The organism is Campylobacter sp. MIT 97-5078 (genome assembly GCF_006864455.1).
Taxonomy (GTDB): domain Bacteria; phylum Campylobacterota; class Campylobacteria; order Campylobacterales; family Campylobacteraceae; genus Campylobacter_D.
In genome coordinates this window covers 45246-59913 of record NZ_QHLK01000003.1, presented here as the reverse complement: position 1 = coordinate 59913, position 14668 = coordinate 45246, and the positions used below count along the sequence as shown (strand labels likewise).

19 protein-coding genes and 3 tRNA genes are annotated in these 14668 nt (G+C 35.3%); 2 read left to right on the top strand and 20 right to left on the bottom strand.

All coding sequences use genetic code 11. The annotated features are described in order from the left end of the window. Position 1 precedes the first annotated feature (1 nt). Genes DMB91_RS02350 through DMB91_RS02310 form a run of 9 tightly spaced genes read right to left on the bottom strand, consistent with a single transcriptional unit; the run spans position 2 to position 8140 of the window. Positions 2-730 carry an ABC transporter ATP-binding protein gene (locus DMB91_RS02350; RefSeq protein WP_034905297.1) on the bottom strand — a complete coding sequence of 243 codons (729 nt, stop codon included), beginning with the start codon at positions 728-730 and terminating at the stop codon, positions 2-4. Next, a complete protein-coding gene (locus DMB91_RS02345) occupies positions 730-1827 on the bottom strand; it encodes an ABC transporter permease (protein ID WP_034905295.1) in 1098 nt (365 codons plus the stop codon). Before DMB91_RS02345 ends, DMB91_RS02350 begins: the two co-directional genes overlap by 1 nt. Beyond that, a complete protein-coding gene (tkt, locus tag DMB91_RS02340) occupies positions 1824-3722 on the bottom strand; it encodes a transketolase (RefSeq protein ID WP_034905293.1) in 1899 nt (632 codons plus the stop codon). The genes DMB91_RS02345 and tkt overlap by 4 nt, the downstream gene beginning before the upstream one ends. 11 nt (positions 3723-3733) lie before the next feature. After that, entirely contained in the window at positions 3734-4573 is an 840-nt protein-coding gene (locus DMB91_RS02335; protein ID WP_143116798.1) for a polyprenyl synthetase family protein, read from the bottom strand. A gap of 8 nt (positions 4574-4581) precedes the next feature. After that, entirely contained in the window at positions 4582-5706 is a 1125-nt protein-coding gene (locus DMB91_RS02330) for a PDZ domain-containing protein (protein ID WP_034905288.1), read from the bottom strand. Then, entirely contained in the window at positions 5706-6005 is a 300-nt protein-coding gene (locus tag DMB91_RS02325; protein WP_034905286.1) for a YbaB/EbfC family nucleoid-associated protein, read from the bottom strand. Before DMB91_RS02325 ends, DMB91_RS02330 begins: the two co-directional genes overlap by 1 nt. Before the next feature lie 41 nt (positions 6006-6046). Beyond that, positions 6047-7348, bottom strand: a complete 1302-nt coding sequence (locus tag DMB91_RS02320) for a UDP-N-acetylmuramoyl-L-alanyl-D-glutamate--2,6-diaminopimelate ligase (RefSeq protein ID WP_034905282.1) — start codon at positions 7346-7348, stop codon at positions 6047-6049. Continuing rightward, positions 7345-7887 (bottom strand): hypothetical protein, encoded by a 543-nt coding sequence (locus tag DMB91_RS02315; RefSeq protein WP_034905280.1) that lies wholly within the window; start codon positions 7885-7887, stop codon positions 7345-7347. The genes DMB91_RS02320 and DMB91_RS02315 overlap by 4 nt, the downstream gene beginning before the upstream one ends. Continuing rightward, positions 7868-8140 (bottom strand): NifU family protein, encoded by a 273-nt coding sequence (locus DMB91_RS02310; RefSeq protein ID WP_034905276.1) that lies wholly within the window; start codon positions 8138-8140, stop codon positions 7868-7870. The genes DMB91_RS02315 and DMB91_RS02310 overlap by 20 nt, the downstream gene beginning before the upstream one ends. Positions 8141-8322: 182 nt before the next feature. On the opposite strand from DMB91_RS02310, the gene DMB91_RS02305 reads away from it, so the two are divergent. Beyond that, a complete protein-coding gene (locus tag DMB91_RS02305; RefSeq protein WP_034905274.1) occupies positions 8323-9519 on the top strand; it encodes a multidrug effflux MFS transporter in 1197 nt (398 codons plus the stop codon). Positions 9520-9539: 20 nt separating this feature from the next. On the opposite strand, the gene DMB91_RS02300 is transcribed toward DMB91_RS02305, so the two are convergent. Continuing rightward, positions 9540-9803, bottom strand: coding sequence for a hypothetical protein (locus tag DMB91_RS02300; RefSeq protein WP_034905271.1), 264 nt, complete (start codon positions 9801-9803; stop codon positions 9540-9542). Positions 9804-10209: 406 nt separating this feature from the next. On the opposite strand from DMB91_RS02300, the gene DMB91_RS02295 reads away from it, so the two are divergent. Next, entirely contained in the window at positions 10210-10701 is a 492-nt protein-coding gene (locus DMB91_RS02295) for a hypothetical protein (RefSeq protein WP_052043213.1), read from the top strand. A 148-nt stretch (positions 10702-10849) separates the two neighbouring features. Here DMB91_RS02295 and rplQ read toward each other — a convergent pair whose 3' ends face one another. The 10 genes from rplQ to DMB91_RS02245 all read right to left on the bottom strand — a co-directional run bounded on the left by rplQ (position 10850) and on the right by DMB91_RS02245 (position 14668). Continuing rightward, positions 10850-11203, bottom strand: a complete 354-nt coding sequence (rplQ, locus tag DMB91_RS02290) for a 50S ribosomal protein L17 (RefSeq protein ID WP_034905266.1) — start codon at positions 11201-11203, stop codon at positions 10850-10852. Positions 11204-11206: 3 nt separating this feature from the next. Continuing rightward, positions 11207-12220, bottom strand: a complete 1014-nt coding sequence (locus DMB91_RS02285) for a DNA-directed RNA polymerase subunit alpha (protein WP_034905265.1) — start codon at positions 12218-12220, stop codon at positions 11207-11209. A 13-nt stretch (positions 12221-12233) separates the two neighbouring features. Further along, a complete protein-coding gene (gene rpsD, locus DMB91_RS02280) occupies positions 12234-12860 on the bottom strand; it encodes a 30S ribosomal protein S4 (RefSeq protein ID WP_034905264.1) in 627 nt (208 codons plus the stop codon). Positions 12861-12869: 9 nt separating this feature from the next. Further along, positions 12870-13262 (bottom strand): 30S ribosomal protein S11, encoded by a 393-nt coding sequence (gene rpsK / locus DMB91_RS02275; protein WP_034905263.1) that lies wholly within the window; start codon positions 13260-13262, stop codon positions 12870-12872. Between the two features lie 17 nt (positions 13263-13279). After that, positions 13280-13645 carry a 30S ribosomal protein S13 gene (gene rpsM, locus DMB91_RS02270; RefSeq protein WP_034905262.1) on the bottom strand — a complete coding sequence of 122 codons (366 nt, stop codon included), beginning with the start codon at positions 13643-13645 and terminating at the stop codon, positions 13280-13282. 3 nt (positions 13646-13648) lie between these two features. Continuing rightward, positions 13649-13762 (bottom strand): 50S ribosomal protein L36, encoded by a 114-nt coding sequence (gene rpmJ / locus DMB91_RS02265; protein ID WP_081946924.1) that lies wholly within the window; start codon positions 13760-13762, stop codon positions 13649-13651. A 154-nt stretch (positions 13763-13916) separates the two neighbouring features. Beyond that, on the bottom strand, positions 13917-14135 hold the full coding sequence (gene infA, locus DMB91_RS02260; RefSeq protein ID WP_034905261.1) for a translation initiation factor IF-1: 219 nt from the start codon (positions 14133-14135) through the stop codon (positions 13917-13919). 258 nt (positions 14136-14393) lie between these two features. After that, a tRNA-Ser gene (locus DMB91_RS02255) sits at positions 14394-14481 on the bottom strand. Between the two features lie 11 nt (positions 14482-14492). After that, a tRNA-Cys gene (locus tag DMB91_RS02250) sits at positions 14493-14566 on the bottom strand. A 13-nt stretch (positions 14567-14579) separates the two neighbouring features. After that, positions 14580-14668 (bottom strand) — tRNA-Leu (locus DMB91_RS02245).

Below are 14668 nucleotides of genomic sequence, written 5' to 3'. Positions count from 1 at the left end.
TCTACCCCATAAATCTTTTATACAAAGCCTCATCTTGAGCCAAAAGCTCGCTTTGGACGCCAAGAAAAGCCACTTTTTTATCCTTTAAGATCAAAAAGCGATCCAAAACATTTTTCATACTTTCTTCATCATGCGTCACCATAACAATACTAAGTTTAAAGCCTCGTTTAAGGCTTAAAACAAGTTCATCAAATTCCCTTGAACTATGCGGATCAAGCCCAGAACTTGGCTCATCTAAAAACAAAAGCTTAGAATCAAGAGCCAAAGCTCTAGCAATAGCCACCCTTTTTACCATACCCCCACTAAGCTCGCTTGGAAAAAGTGTAGCTACACTCTCATCAAGTCCAGCCATTTTAAGCTTCATAAAAACAAGTTCTTTGATGGAAGTTGGACTTAGTTTAGTGTATTCTTTTAAAGGTAAGGCTATATTTTCAAAGACATTAAAAAAACTAAAAAGTGCGCCAAATTGAAATACCACTCCCCAATTTTGCCTCAAAAAAGCAGCGTCTTTTTCACTGATATTACTCAATTTCTTACCAAAAATTTCATACTCCCCGCCATCAAAATGCTCAAGCATCAACATTTGCTTTAAAAGCACTGACTTTCCGCTTCCAGAGCCTCCTAAAATACCAAAAATTTCATTTTCTTTTACCTCAAAACTCACCCCATCATGAATGCATTTTTTACCAAATTTAGTGATGATGTTTGAAGCCTTAATCACAGTTTTCATTAAATGCCTGCCTGAGTCAAAAAAACAGAAAAAATCGCATCAAGAGCAATTACCCAAAAAATCGCATTTACAACGCTCTTTGTCGTGTAAATTCCTATGCTTTCTGTGGTATTTTTTACTTCAAAGCCGCGAAAACAAGCAATGAGTGCAATTAAAAAGCCAAACATAGGAGCTTTTGCCACACCTATGATGATATGCTTGATCTCTACAGCTTCTTTAAAACGACGAATAAACTCTATATAATTAATACCCAAATTTAAATCCGCTATCACCATGCCCCCAAGTATGCTCACAAAATCAGCCACGATAACAATTAAAGGCATAGACAAAGTTAAGGCTACAACGCGTGGCAAGATGATAAAGCGAGCTGAATCAAAGCCCATGGTATTCATAGCATTAATTTCATCAGTGATTTTCATTACCCCAATTTGGGCTGTATAAGAGCTTGCTGATCTGCCAGCTATGACAATAGCTGCGATTAAAGGAGCAATTTCTCTTGTAGCTGAAATACCAACTAAATCAACAATAAAGATATTTGCCCCAAATTGAGCCAGCTGATATGCTGCTTGATAAGCTAAAACCACGCCCACAAGTAAAGAACTTAAAGCAATGATACCCAATGCTCTTAAAGCACTATGTTCTATATGATATAAAAAGGCAACAAAACGAAACTCAAAAGGGCGACGCAAACAATGAAAAAAGCTTGCAAAAACCATGCCTGCAAAGATGATAAAACGTTTAATCGCTTGTAAATTTGCCACGCTTTTCTTACCAAGCATAACCAAAAAATCATCATACTCAAAGCCTTTTTTTTCTAAAGGCAAATCCTGAGTATAATTTTTCTCACAAAGCCTAAACAAATCAAGAGTGGCTTGGTTTAAATTTATCCTTGAAAAAGTGATATTGCTTGCCTTAAGCTCATTTTCTAAAGCCAAAAAAAAGCAAATGCCAGCTGTATCTATGCGAACAAGAGCTAAGAAGTCAAAAACTACACTCTCAATGTCTTTTTGAATTTGCACGGAGTTTTTTAGGCTCATTAAAGTGTCTTTATCCCACACTCCGTTGATTTGAATTCTTTGCTCTTTAAGCTTGTTCATCGCTTCAACACAAACTCACACAGCTTATTTGGCTCAAAGCCAAAGTATTCAAACACGGCTTTATCCTTACCACTTTCACCAAAACTTTCTATACCAAAAACCCTATCACAAAATTTATAAAGTTCATTTGAATGAGCGGCTTCAACGCCGATAACCTCACCTTTTAAAAGTCTTTCTTGATAGCTTTTATCCTGCTTTTCAAAAAGTTCATAACAAGGCATAGAAACAACATTTACACGCTCGCCTTTACTTTCTAAAAGCTTAGCTGTTTGCAAACAAAGGCTTACTTCACTTCCACTTGCTAGAAGCGTTATGCTAGCATTATCAGCCTCTTTAAGCAAATACGCTCCATTTTTTACATCGCCAAAAATACCCTCATTTAAAGCCTCAAGTTTTTGACGACTTAAAACAAAAGCACAAGGTAAATCTTGAGCTAAAGCAAACTGCCAAGCTTTAAGGTTTTCAACCCCATCAGCTGGACGAAAAGTTAAAAAATTTGGCATGGCTCTAAAGGTGCTAAGTTGCTCTATAGGCTGGTGCGTTGGACCATCTTCGCCTACTCCTATGCTATCGTGTGTAAAGATAAAATAATGCCTTAATTTCATCAAAGCACTTAATCTTGCAGCTGGTTTTAAATACTCACTAAAGATAAAAAAAGTTGCTGAAAAAGGCACAAAAAGTCCATACCTTGCAAGGGCGTTATTTATCGCTGCCATAGCGTGTTCTCTTATACCAAAATGAATGTTTTTTCCTTCTATGAAATCCCCCATGCCTTTAAGCTCGGTTTTATTGCTTGGAGCTAAGTCAGCTGAACCTCCTAAAAAGCCTTCTATTTTGGCTGCAATAGCATTTAAAATTTCACCATTGCTATCTCTAGTAGCCACACTTTTACCTTTAAAGTCTGGATACACAACCTCGTTAAAATTTGGCTTTAAAAGCCTTTCAAGTAAGTCTTTTTTACCTGATTTTTCAAGCAAGTCTTGCCATTTTGCCTCTTCTAAGTCCCCAAGTTCTAAGGCTACACTAAAAGCAAATTTTACCTCTTGGCTGATAAAAAATTCTTGATTTTCATCAAAATGAGCTTTTGCTTTTGCTCTTTTGATAAGCTCAACTCCTAAAGGTGCACCGTGACTATGGTGCGAGCCTTCAAGCTCTAAAGCACCTTTGGCAATTATGGTTTTTGCGATGATTAAATTTGGCCTTTTGCTTAGTTTTGCAAGCTCAAAGGCGTTATTTATCGCATCAAAATCATGTCCGTTAATCTCTTGCACACTAAAGCCTTGTGCTTCAAATCTCATTTTGATATTTTCATTAAAGGCTAAACTTACATCACCTTCTATTGAAATGGCGTTGCTATCATAGATTAAGATGAGATTGTCAAGCTTGTGAAGTCCAGCTAAAGAACAAGCTTCATAACTAATGCCTTCCTCTAAATCCCCATCTCCACAAAAACAATATACCTTATGATTGATAAGTTCGCTGCCAAGTAAGCTTTGAGCTTTTTTTGCTGCTAATGCAAAACCTACTGCATTTGCCACACCTTGTCCTAAAGGACCTGTGGCTATTTCTACCCCACAAGTGCTGATCTCTGGATGTCCGGGAGCTTTTGAGTGTAATTGGCGGAAATTTTTAAGCTCATCTAAGCTTAAGTCATAGCCACTAAGGTGTAAAAAACTATAGAGCAAGGCTGATGCATGTCCGCCTGAAAATACAAGGCGATCGCGATTAAGCCAGCTCGGATTTTTAGGATTGTGCTTTAAATGAAAGCTTAAGACAACAAGTATATCAGCTAAGCCCAAAGGTGCGCCCGGGTGTCCTGAATTTGCCCTTTGTATCATATCAGCACTTAAAAATCTTAAAGTATCAGCTTGTTTTTGGAGTAGCTCAAAATTCATTTTTGTTCCTTTTAAAGATAGGTTTGCACCAGTGTTTTTAGGCTTAAAGCCAAATTTTTATCTAGGGTTTGAAAGCTCGTAAAACATTTTGTACTCAACTCATCTTTTGCTTTTAAAGCACCTTCAAGTGAGAGTAAATTGACAAAAGAGTTTTTGTGCGTATCGTGATTTGTAGGCTTTCCAGCAAGCTCTTTGGTGCTTGTAGCATCAAGTATATCATCATTGATTTGAAATAAAAGTCCTATGTCAAGTCCTAATGTATAAAGTTCTTCGCATTCTTTAGTATCAAGCTTGCAAATCAAAGCTCCCATTTGAAGGCTTGCTGCGATAAGTTTTGCGGTCTTGTGCGTATGCAAAAACTCAAGCTCTTGCAAATCAAGCTTTTTATCCTCAAAAAAACAATCCATAGCCTGCCCTATAACCATACCTTTAAGCCCAGCATTAAAAGCTAAACTCTTAACAAGCTTTATTTTAAGCTCGTCTTCAAACTCGGCTTCACTTAAAAGCAAAAAAGCTTCAGTATTTAAAGCATCGCCTACTAAAATCGCTGTAGTTTCATCATAAGCCTTATGTAAAGTAAGCTCGCCTCGCCTAAAATCAGCATTATCCATAGCCGGCAAATCATCATGAATAAGAGAATAAGTATGGATAAGCTCTATAGCCAAAGCTATTTTTAAAGCTCTTTCAACTAAGGCTGGCTGCTTTGCATTTACCACGCTTAAAAGAAGTTGAGCTCTAAAATGCTTTCCTCCAGCTTTTAGCATTTTAGCTAAGGCTTCATTAAAAAAAGGGTGAAAGCTTTGCACTTGGGGCAAATTTGCATTCAAATATGCTTTGAAAAGCCCCAAAATATCATACTTCACTTAGCAAGCCTTATGAAAAACTGAAACATTCCATCGCCTATTGGATTTGAGTTTCGCTCTTGTATAGGTAAATTTTTACTCGCTCTTGCTATAAGTATGTTCAGTTCGTTGCTTGCATTAAAAGCTCTTTGTAGATCATCTTGAGAGTTAATGATTTGATTATTTACTTTTAAAATTTTATCGCCTACCAAAAAACCGGCTATGCTTGCTTTACTTCTAGGCTCTACTTTTACGATATTTAAAGCTCTATTTACGCTTAAGCCTAAATTTGAAGTAAAAAGTGCTCTAGCAGCTGCAGCTGCAGCTTCTCTTTGACGCACACTTGGATCAAGAGCTATATTCATCGCCCTTGCGCTTGGACTTAGAGTGCTTAAGTCTTTATTAAAAACTTCAGTTGAGATATTTAAGTCTTGATTATCTCTTAACACTCTAAAATATAGCGTCGCACCCCGATCAGCAAAGAGAATCTTTTCATTAAGCTTGCGTATATCACTGGCTGGCTCTCCATCAAGACTTACAACTTCATCATTGACGAGAAATTGTCCGCTTTTTCGCACATTTTGCACATAAATTTTATTATCTCTAAAGGCAAAATCCACACCCACATCGCCCCAATACACATCATTATATTTTGCAAAATGATCTAAATAACGATTGCCGATAAAGGAACCATCACTTAAACTAATGCCAAGCATAGAACAACACGGAGTATTAAGCTGTCCTACCTTAGTTGCAAAATCAAGCTGATCTCTTTCATTTAAATTTTGAGCTAAGTATTTTAAATGCCCTATATAAGGAGTTTTTTCGTCAATGATACCCACCCAATCATTGCGAGTTAAGTTTTGCTCATCATATCTTTTAGCAGGAAACAAGCTAAAATCAGTTCTTACAAGGTATAAATTTAAAAAAGGATCGTATTTGACATAGCGATTGAGTTTTTTGCCACTTGCTGGCAAAACAGCAAGTAAATTTTCACTTAAAGCAAAGGCTTGCAAGCCCTCATACACTAAAACACTGGCTTTATTTTTAGCAAAACACGCCGCAAAGTCTTCAAATTTAGGACGCTCAACTCCAAACACAAAACTTATACTTACAAAAAACAATAAAAGGTATTTTTTCATCACCGAAATCCTCCTAAAATATCTCCAGCTAAGCTTTGTCTGCTTTGATTAACCATAGCAAGTGCATCATTTATAGCTGAAATGAGTAAAATTTGCAAAGACTCTTTATCCTCAAGCAAACTCTCATCAATACTCACATCGATGATCTCGCCCTTACCATTTGCACTTATTTTTACCAAACCACCGCCACTTTTAGCACTAAATTCTTTCTTGCTTAATTCTTCTTCAAATTCCTTAGCCTTTGCTTCTGCATTTTTAAGCAATTCGCCAACCTTAGAAAAGTCCATATTTTCAAACATATATTTCCTTAAATTTTTAAGTAATTTTAGCTAAATTTTGATTATAAATCATTTTTTTGTCGTTTTTTTAAAAACTCTTGCACCACTTCTTTGTCGCTAAATGGGTATTTTACACCTTTGATTTCTTGATAATGCTCATCGCCTTTTCCTAAAATCACAACAAAATCGTCTTTAGTTTGTAATTTTAAAGCTTTTTCAATGGCTTTTTTTCTATCTACTTCGATAAAAACATTTTGCACATCCTCTTTAATACCGCTTTGAATATCTTTGATAATAGCCATAGGCTCCTCACTGCGTGGATTATCGCTTGTAATGATAAGTGTTTTAGCGTATTTTAAAGCAGAACGAGCCATTAAAGGACGTTTGCTTTTATCGCGATCTCCTCCTGCCCCAAAAACTACGATTAAAGGCTTATAATTTAAAGCCTTTAAAACTTTTTCTATACCATCTGGAGTATGAGCAAAATCAACGATCACTCCACAAGCCACACTTTCTATCCTACCTTCAATACCCTTAAATTCGCTCACAGCTTGTTCTAAAGCCTTTACATCGCACTTTGTAAGTTTTAACACACAAGCAAGAGCAGCAAGGAGGTTGTATAAATTAAAAAGCCCAATAAGAGGAGAATGAAAACTTAATTCTTGATCTTTGCACACAAGTTTTGCACTAATACCCTTGCTTAAATCATAGCTTAAAATTTTATAATCAGCCTCATTTTTCACAGCATAAGTAAAGGCATTTTTAGAATTATACTTTATAGCTAAAGCATCTTTATTGATAAATTTCAAGCTTTTTTCATCTGTAAAAAAGCTTTCTTTTGCTTCTTGATAGGCTTTGAAGCTACCATGAAAATCTAAATGATCTTGGCTTAAATTAGTAAAAATTTTAGCTGCAAATTCAAGGCTTTCTATACGTTTTTGCACCAAGGCATGAGAACTTACTTCCATGATAAAAAATTCACATTTTACCTTACTTGCCTGAGAAAGATAAGACAAGGTTTTTAAAATCGGCGAAGTCGTTAAGCCTTTTTCATCAACCAAAACTCCATTTAAAAACCCTCCTCTTGTGCCACATAAAAAGACTTTAAAACCAAGTTTTTGCAAAAAAAAAGCTATCATATTTGCCGTGCTTGTTTTGCCATTTGTGCCTGTTATGCCGATAATCTTGATGTTTTCATCTATATTTAAGAGCTTTTTGCATTCTAATGGTGTGATAATCTTTGCTTTTTTTTCTTCAGCTTGTTTTATAAAACTTTCATTTTGAGCTGTTTTAAGCCAAAAATCATTTGCTTCACATTCTAGGGTATTATCGCTTATAAAGCCTTGCTCGCAGTGAATTCTCATTTTTTGCTTTCCAAAAGGCGAACTTTGAGCCTTTCAAATTTTTGATTTCCACTAAAAATCGTGCTTGTATTTTCAAGATAATTTAGCATCACTTCTTCATAGCCATTATCAAGTAATTTTTCTAAAAAATCTAAAAAATCATTTTTATCACTGATGATAAGTTTGTTTGCAAAAATCACATTTTCAAAGCTTTGCTTAAAACCAAGCTCTTTTTCACTTTCTAAAAAGTCCTTATAACTTAGAGCTTTATTTTCATCATCTTTAAGATTTTTAGCTAAATTTAATCTTGATTCGCTGACATTTAAAAACTTTTCCATATCCTTAACTATGCTTGCGTGCTTATAGTGCTTTAAATAAAACTCAAAAAGCAAAATGGCTTCTTCATAACTTGTTAAAGCAAGCGTGCATAAACTGATAAAGACTAAAAGCTTTTGATTTTTGCGTTTTTCATATGCAAGGACAAAAAAAAGCTTGGCATTATGAAAGTCATTTTCTCTAAATGCTTTTATACCAAGTGCTTTATAGCTTTGCGAACTCATCTTTGCCACCATTTAAATTTATCAAAGTCAAATCAGAATGAATATCGATTTTAAGGTTTTTCTCAAGGGCGTATTTTAAAGTCGTATGGCTTGCCACACAGCCACTACACGCTCCTATAAGCTTGATATATACCACTCCATTTTTTACGCCCAAAAACTCAAGCCCTCCACCATCTCGCTCAAGTATGTAAAGATTTTTAGCCAAACTTGCTTTAACTGGTTCTATAAGCTCTTCATCGCTAAAAGGAAGCATTATTTTCCTTAAAAAATTTTCTTTATACTTTACAACATTTGTCTTTAAAAAAAGGTAAATTTACTGCTTTGTTTTGAATTTGCCCAAGCATTATAGCAAAGAAGAAACAATGTTTTTTAAATTATTCTAAGATTTCTTTGTTAAAATTGTAATATTAATTATAGAATTTCAAAGGCAAAAATATGCAAAAAACAATGCAAATTCAAGGTTTTCATAAATTTAAACTTATTTTTATACTCGCTTTAATGTCAAGTGTGGCTCCGCTTTCAACCGATATGTATTTACCTGCACTTGAAAATGTCCAACACAGCTTTAAAACAAGCCCTTATTTAACCCAGCTTTCCCTAGCAAGTTTTTTCATCGCCTTTGCTTTAGGGCAACTAATTTATGGACCCTTAAGCGATGTTTTTGGGCGAAAAAAGCCCTTTTATGTAGGTATAAGCTTGTATATATTTTCAAGTCTTGGGTGTTTTTTGATTGACAATATCTATGCTTTTATTTTCTTGCGTTTTTTAGAAGCTTTGGGTGGTTGTGCTGGGATAGTGATCGCTAGAGCTGTAGTAAATGATCTTTTTGAACTTAAAGAAGCTGTGGCTGTATTTGCTTTAATGATGGTTGTAAGCTCTCTTGCTCCTATGCTTGCACCAAGCTTTGGCTCTTTGTTGTTGCAGTTTTTTTCTTGGCATAGTATTTTTGCGACTTTGTTTGCTTTGGGTGTGCTTTTACTCGTGCTTGTAGTTTTTTGGCTTAAAGAGTCAGCCCCACCACAAAAAGGTGTGAAATTTTCAAACAAAAAAACCTTTCAATCCTATGTTTTCGTGCTTAAAGACAAGTCTTTTTTAGCCTATGTTATCGCTGGAGCCTTAGCTATGGGCGGAATGTTTGCCTATATCACAAGCTCTTCATATATCTTTAGCGAAATATTTAATTTGAGTAAGCAAGAATATGGAATTTTATTTGGAGTGAATGGACTTGGTTTTATCATCTTTGCAAATATCAATGCAAGAATCGTGCTTAAATATTCACCTTTTATTATCTTACCGCGTGCCTTTGTTATGATATTTATTATCAGCGTATTATTGTTTGTGCTTCATTTTTCAAAGAGTTTTTTAGCCTTTGAACTACCTTTATTTTTTATCATTGCTATGCTTGGCTTTTTGATGCCAAATTTAACAAGTATAGCCATGGCAAAATTTAAAGAACATTCTGGAACAGCTTCTGCTGTGCTTGGAAGTATTCAGTTTGGCTTTGCTGGCTTTATCTCGTTTATGGTGGGTAAGTTTAATGCTAATGATGCTTTTTCTTTAGCCCTTATCATGATGATTTGTTGCTTTTTAGCGATGGTGATTTATTTTGCGGGAAGCAAATTTAAAGAGTGAAAAATCACTCTTTGATGAAGTTATTTGCTAAATATTTTTTCACATTCTTCTTTATCAATAAAGCTTAAATTTGGGCGTCCAACAATAATTCCAAAGATAATATTTCCTTTTACGCAATAAATCCTGCCCTTTGTAGGTGTAAAATACAAAAATGAGTATTGCCCAAAATCAGTAGTTGAAGCAACTAGAGCTAAAGGTTTATCTTCTTCTATATTTAAATCCTTGCTGAATTTATTTGGAAATTTCATTGCCCCTAATTTATCATCAAAATCTTTAAAATTCACTAACTCGGAGTCTTGTAATTTTGGAGAATAATTAATATTAAAATCATAGCTTACAAGGGTGCCAAAAAAGTCATCGTCGCTGTAATTAAAATGTTTTTTATTGTGTTTTGTTTCATTGCAAATCCTTTCCTTTTCCTAAAATAATACACTATATTATGCGAAAAAGTCAAATTTTGCTTTGGGATTTGGCTATGATTGTAGCAAAAGTGTTTTGATCTTGGTATCTGCTTTTGCAAAAAGTGCTTAAAAATATATTTCATTTTAGCTCTTTAAAAAATACAAAAAAAATAACTAATACATCACCACTATAATGAGTGCTTACTCCTGAAAAAGCTTAAATTTAAGTTTAATTAAATATTTTTAGCTATGCTTAAACTCAAGAATTTAAATTTTAAGAAAGGAAACAATGAAAAAGATAGTTTTCATATCTTTACTTTGTATAAGTTCGGTATTTGGCTTTAGACTTGGAAGTTTTGAACTTACGCCAGAAATCGGTGCTGGAGCTCAAAGAGTCAATGTAAATGGGGATACGCGTAATTATTGGAGTGCATACGGACGCGTATGGGTTGGAGCAAACAACCTTGTTATCACACCTCAAGTAAGATACACAAAGATGGATAATGACTATAGTAATTTTACAAACTGGCAATACGGGTTTTCTTTGGGCTATACGCTTGATCTTATCGCTTTTTATGCTACGCCTTATGTGGGGGCGAATTATTCACATTTTAGTGAGTATTATGATGATACTTTAGGCTATAATGCTGGCATAAGAGTGCAACCTGCGATTATCCCTCTCTCTTTGGGACTTGAGTATGAATATCAAAGACCACATAATCGTTTTGGAAACTCTCATACTATAGATGGGGTTCGCTTCAATGTAGGTATAAGTTTTTAAACAATTTTAGCTTTAATATGCCTTTAATCTCTTGCTAGCTCTTTTGTGAATAAGATTTTATTTTTAAATTTATAAATTTTATAAAAGCCTCATAGAGAGATAAGAATAGATAAAAGAATTTAGCCTTTAAAAAAGGCTAAATCACGCTTTATGCTACAAATTCAATATAAGCCATAGAAGCAGCGTCACCTCTTCTTAGTCTTGTTTTGATGATCCTTGTGTAGCCACCATTTCTATCTTTAAATTTTGGTGCGATTTCATTTACAAGTTTGTTTGTCGTAGTCTTGTCTTGCAAACTTGCAAAAACCACTCTGTGAGCGTTAAAATCACCTACCCTTGCTCTTGTAACAAGTCTTTCTATATAGCCTCTTAGTTCTTTGGCTTTTTCAAGTGTAGTTTCGATCTTACCACTTTTGATAAGCGCTATACTTAAATTCTTAAGCAAAGCTGCCCTGTGAGCTGAAGTTCTACCAAGTTTTCTATATCCGTGTTTATGTCTCATTGTTTATCCTTCGTGTTTTGCTTTAAGTTCAGCGATCTTTTTCTTGAGCACTTCTTTGTTATCGCTAAGCTTTGAAGTGCCTACTGGCAAGCCTATGCTTTCCATGATGTTTTTGATCTCATCTAGGGATTTTTTACCTAAGTTCTTAAGAGAACTAAGTTCATTAACACTCATTAAAGCAAGTTCGCCTATATAGGTAATGCCTGCTTTTTCAAGGCAGTTAAAGCTTCTTGCACTTAAATTTAAATCAGTAATATTTTGAAGTAATTTCATATTTTCGATCTCATTTACGGCATTTTGATTTTTAATCACTGCACCGATATTTGTGATCTTATCAAATACGCTTAATTGCTTATACATAGCCTCAAGAGCATTTTCAAAGGCTTTATTTGGGCTGATTTGTCCATCAGTTGTAATGGTAAAAACAACTTTTTCATAGTCTGGATTATCCTCAAAAAGCACTTTTTCTATATCATACACCGCTTCTCTTATAGGAGTAAAGAAGGCATCAAGAGTGATGTAATTGGTATCTGTGATGACATTTCGTATCTCTTCACTTGGCACATAGCCTATGCCTTTTTCAACAATAAGGCTAAATTTAAGCTCGGCATCTTCATTGATAGTGGCAAGATAACTATCGCTATTTACTACTTCAACTTGATCGTTGTTTAAATCTTTGCCATAAATTTCTTTAGGTCCTTTAAAATGAAATTCTAAAATCTCTTTTTCACTCTCATTTTTAAGTTTAAAACGTAGCTTTTTAAGATTGATGATGAAAAGTGCAACATCTTCAAGCATACCTCTCATACTATCAAATTCATGACTTACGCCTTCTATATGCAAAGCCGTTGGAGCAAAACCAACGGTTGAGCTATAAAGTAAGCGGCGAAGCGGATGGGCTAAAGTGATACCATAACCTATCTCAAATGGCCAAGCTGAAATTTTCGCTGTGGTTTCGCTTACATTTTCAACGCTAAATTCAGTAGGTGTGTAAGCACTAGTTGTTATATATCTCATCTATAAGCCTTTATTATTTAGAGTAAAGCTCAACGATAAATCTTTCCTCAACAGGAATGACAACTTCTTCTCGTTCTGGATTTCTTGTAAAAATTCCAAATCTTTTCTCTTTTTCCACATCTACCCAAGCGACTATACCAGTTTGAGCAGTAAGCTCTATGGCACGAGTTATTTGTGGATTGTTTTTGCTTTTTTCAGCAATTTCTATTTTTGCACCAGCTTCTACTCTAAAGCTTGGTATATCAACTCTTTTACCATTAACCAAAATGTGTCCGTGTGTCACAAGCTGTCTTGCAAAGCGTCTTGTTGTTGCAAAGCCCATTCTATAGACTACATTATCAAGTCTTTGTTCTAAAAGCTGTATGAGTAAAACCCCTGTATTACCATCTTTTCTTGTAGCTTCAGCAAAAAGGCGACGAAATTGCTTTTCACTTACCCCATACATAAATTTAGCTTTTTGTTTTTCTTTAAGCTGAAGTCCGTATTCGCTTATCTTGCCTCTTCTTGCTCCGTGTTGTCCTGGAGCATAAGGGCGTTTATCAAGCGCTGACTTACCTGCTAATCTTCTTTCGCCCTTTAAAGCAAGGCTGACTCCAAATCTTCTTTCAAGTTTTTCTACTGGTCCTCTATATCTTGCCATGATCTATCCTTATACTCTTCTTCTTTTTGGTGGGCGGCAGCCATTGTGTGCTAATGGGGTGATGTCTTTCAAGAAAAGCACCTTTATGCCTTCAACTGCACCTACGCTTTTTACCGCTGTTTCGCGTCCTGAACCCGGACCTTGCACCTTGATGCCTACTTCTTTAATGCCATGTTCTTTTGCTTTGCTTAAAGCATCTTCAACAGCTTGTTGGGCTGCATAAGGTGTTGATTTTTTAGAACCTTTAAAGCCAAGCCCACCAGCACTGCTCCATGCTATAGCATTGCCCATTTCATCAGTAACTGTAACCATAGTGTTGTTAAAGGTTGCACTGATATATACTATACCCTTTGCTATATTTTTTTTAGCAACTTTTTTCTTTACTATTTTTCTTTTAGCCATAATCTTTCCTTATACCACTATGATTTTGCACCGACTGTTTTGCGTTTACCCTTGCGGGTTCTTGCATTTGTCTTTGTTTTTTGTCCTCTTACAGGTAAGCCTTTTCTATGTCTTAAGCCTCTATAACTTCCTAAGTCCATCAAAGCCTTAATGTCCATAGCTACTTGCTTTCTTAAATCTCCTTCAACCATGTAAGATTCTTGAATTTCTTTACGAATAGTAGCTGCTTCATCCTCACTAAGCTCATGCACTCTTTTATCATAAGAAATGCCTGTTTTATCAAGAATTTTTCTTGAAGTGTGTAATCCTATACCATAGATGTAGGTTAAGCCATACTCAATTCTTTTTTTCTTTGGTAAATCTACCCCAGCAATACGAGCCATACTTTATCCTTGTCTTTGTTTGTGTTTTGGATTTTCGCAAATAATGCGAATAACGCCTTTTCGGCGAACTATTTTGCACTTGTCGCACATCTTTTTCACTGATGGTCTGACTTTCATCGTGTCTCCTAAAAATGTAAATTCCACTTACACATTTGCTTCGGTTTTTTGAGTGAAACCAACTATTTTCAAAACAAGTGGTGAATTTTGAAAATACTTCTTCGCATAGCAAAAACGCTAATTTTATCTAAACTGAGCTTTAACTTCGCTTAGATTATTTATAGCGAAAAGTGATACGCCCTTTGTCAAGGCTATAGGGTGTAAGCTCTACCTTTACGCGATCTTGGGGCATAATCCTGATATAATGCATTCTCATCTTACCAGCGATATGGCACAAAATCACATGTTTATTGTCAAGCTCTACTTTAAAATTCGCATTAGGCAAAGCTTCAATAACCGTGCCATCAATCTCAATAACATCGTCTTTTGCCAATTCTTCTCCTTTCCTTTAAAATAAAAAGGCTTTATTTTAACAAATTTTTACTTTTATTTTTTTAAATTTAGAAAAATTAAGAAGAAAAATAAAATCAAATTTTGAGTGGAGCTTTTCCGCTCAAAATCTTATTGACTTAAAATAAAGAGTAAATTTTCGCTGTTTTGGTATGAGAGCATAAATTGAGAATTATTTTAAAAATGTATAGCTTGAATTTAAATTTTTGAGGTATGATGAGGAAAAATTATATAATGAAGATGGCCGGGAGAGAGGGATTTGAACCCCCGGAAGCTTGCACTTCAACGGTTTTCAAGACCGCCGCTTTCGACCACTCAGCCATCTCCCGAATTCAGCCAATGGAGGCGACACCCGGATTTGAACCGGGGATCAGAGCTTTGCAGGCTCGTGCCTTACCACTTGGCTATGTCGCCTTACATTAAAAAGTGGTGCCCGAGGCCGGACTTGAACCGGCACGGAAGAAAAATTCCGAGGGATTTTAAGTCCCTTGTGTCTACCAATTCCACCACCCGGGC

Bases quoted from the DNA above. Each gene is read 5' to 3' on its own strand.
- DMB91_RS02350 (WP_034905297.1), bottom strand. From the start codon at position 730: ATGAAAACTGTGATTAAGGCTTCAAACATCATCACTAAATTTGGTAAA.
- DMB91_RS02345 (WP_034905295.1), bottom strand. From the start codon at position 1,827: ATGAACAAGCTTAAAGAGCAAAGAATTCAAATCAACGGAGTGTGGGAT.
- tkt (WP_034905293.1), bottom strand. From the start codon at position 3,722: ATGAATTTTGAGCTACTCCAAAAACAAGCTGATACTTTAAGATTTTTA.
- DMB91_RS02330 (WP_034905288.1), bottom strand. From the start codon at position 5,706: ATGAAAAAATACCTTTTATTGTTTTTTGTAAGTATAAGTTTTGTGTTT.
- DMB91_RS02325 (WP_034905286.1), bottom strand. From the start codon at position 6,005: ATGTTTGAAAATATGGACTTTTCTAAGGTTGGCGAATTGCTTAAAAAT.
- DMB91_RS02320 (WP_034905282.1), bottom strand. From the start codon at position 7,348: ATGAGAATTCACTGCGAGCAAGGCTTTATAAGCGATAATACCCTAGAA.
- DMB91_RS02315 (WP_034905280.1), bottom strand. From the start codon at position 7,887: ATGAGTTCGCAAAGCTATAAAGCACTTGGTATAAAAGCATTTAGAGAA.
- DMB91_RS02310 (WP_034905276.1), bottom strand. From the start codon at position 8,140: ATGCTTCCTTTTAGCGATGAAGAGCTTATAGAACCAGTTAAAGCAAGT.
- DMB91_RS02305 (WP_034905274.1), top strand. From the start codon at position 8,323: ATGCAAAAAACAATGCAAATTCAAGGTTTTCATAAATTTAAACTTATT.
- DMB91_RS02295 (WP_052043213.1), top strand. From the start codon at position 10,210: ATGAAAAAGATAGTTTTCATATCTTTACTTTGTATAAGTTCGGTATTT.
- rplQ (WP_034905266.1), bottom strand. From the start codon at position 11,203: ATGAGACATAAACACGGATATAGAAAACTTGGTAGAACTTCAGCTCAC.
- DMB91_RS02285 (WP_034905265.1), bottom strand. From the start codon at position 12,220: ATGAGATATATAACAACTAGTGCTTACACACCTACTGAATTTAGCGTT.
- rpsD (WP_034905264.1), bottom strand. From the start codon at position 12,860: ATGGCAAGATATAGAGGACCAGTAGAAAAACTTGAAAGAAGATTTGGA.
- rpsK (WP_034905263.1), bottom strand. From the start codon at position 13,262: ATGGCTAAAAGAAAAATAGTAAAGAAAAAAGTTGCTAAAAAAAATATA.
- rpsM (WP_034905262.1), bottom strand. From the start codon at position 13,645: ATGGCTCGTATTGCTGGGGTAGATTTACCAAAGAAAAAAAGAATTGAG.
- rpmJ (WP_081946924.1), bottom strand. From the start codon at position 13,762: ATGAAAGTCAGACCATCAGTGAAAAAGATGTGCGACAAGTGCAAAATA.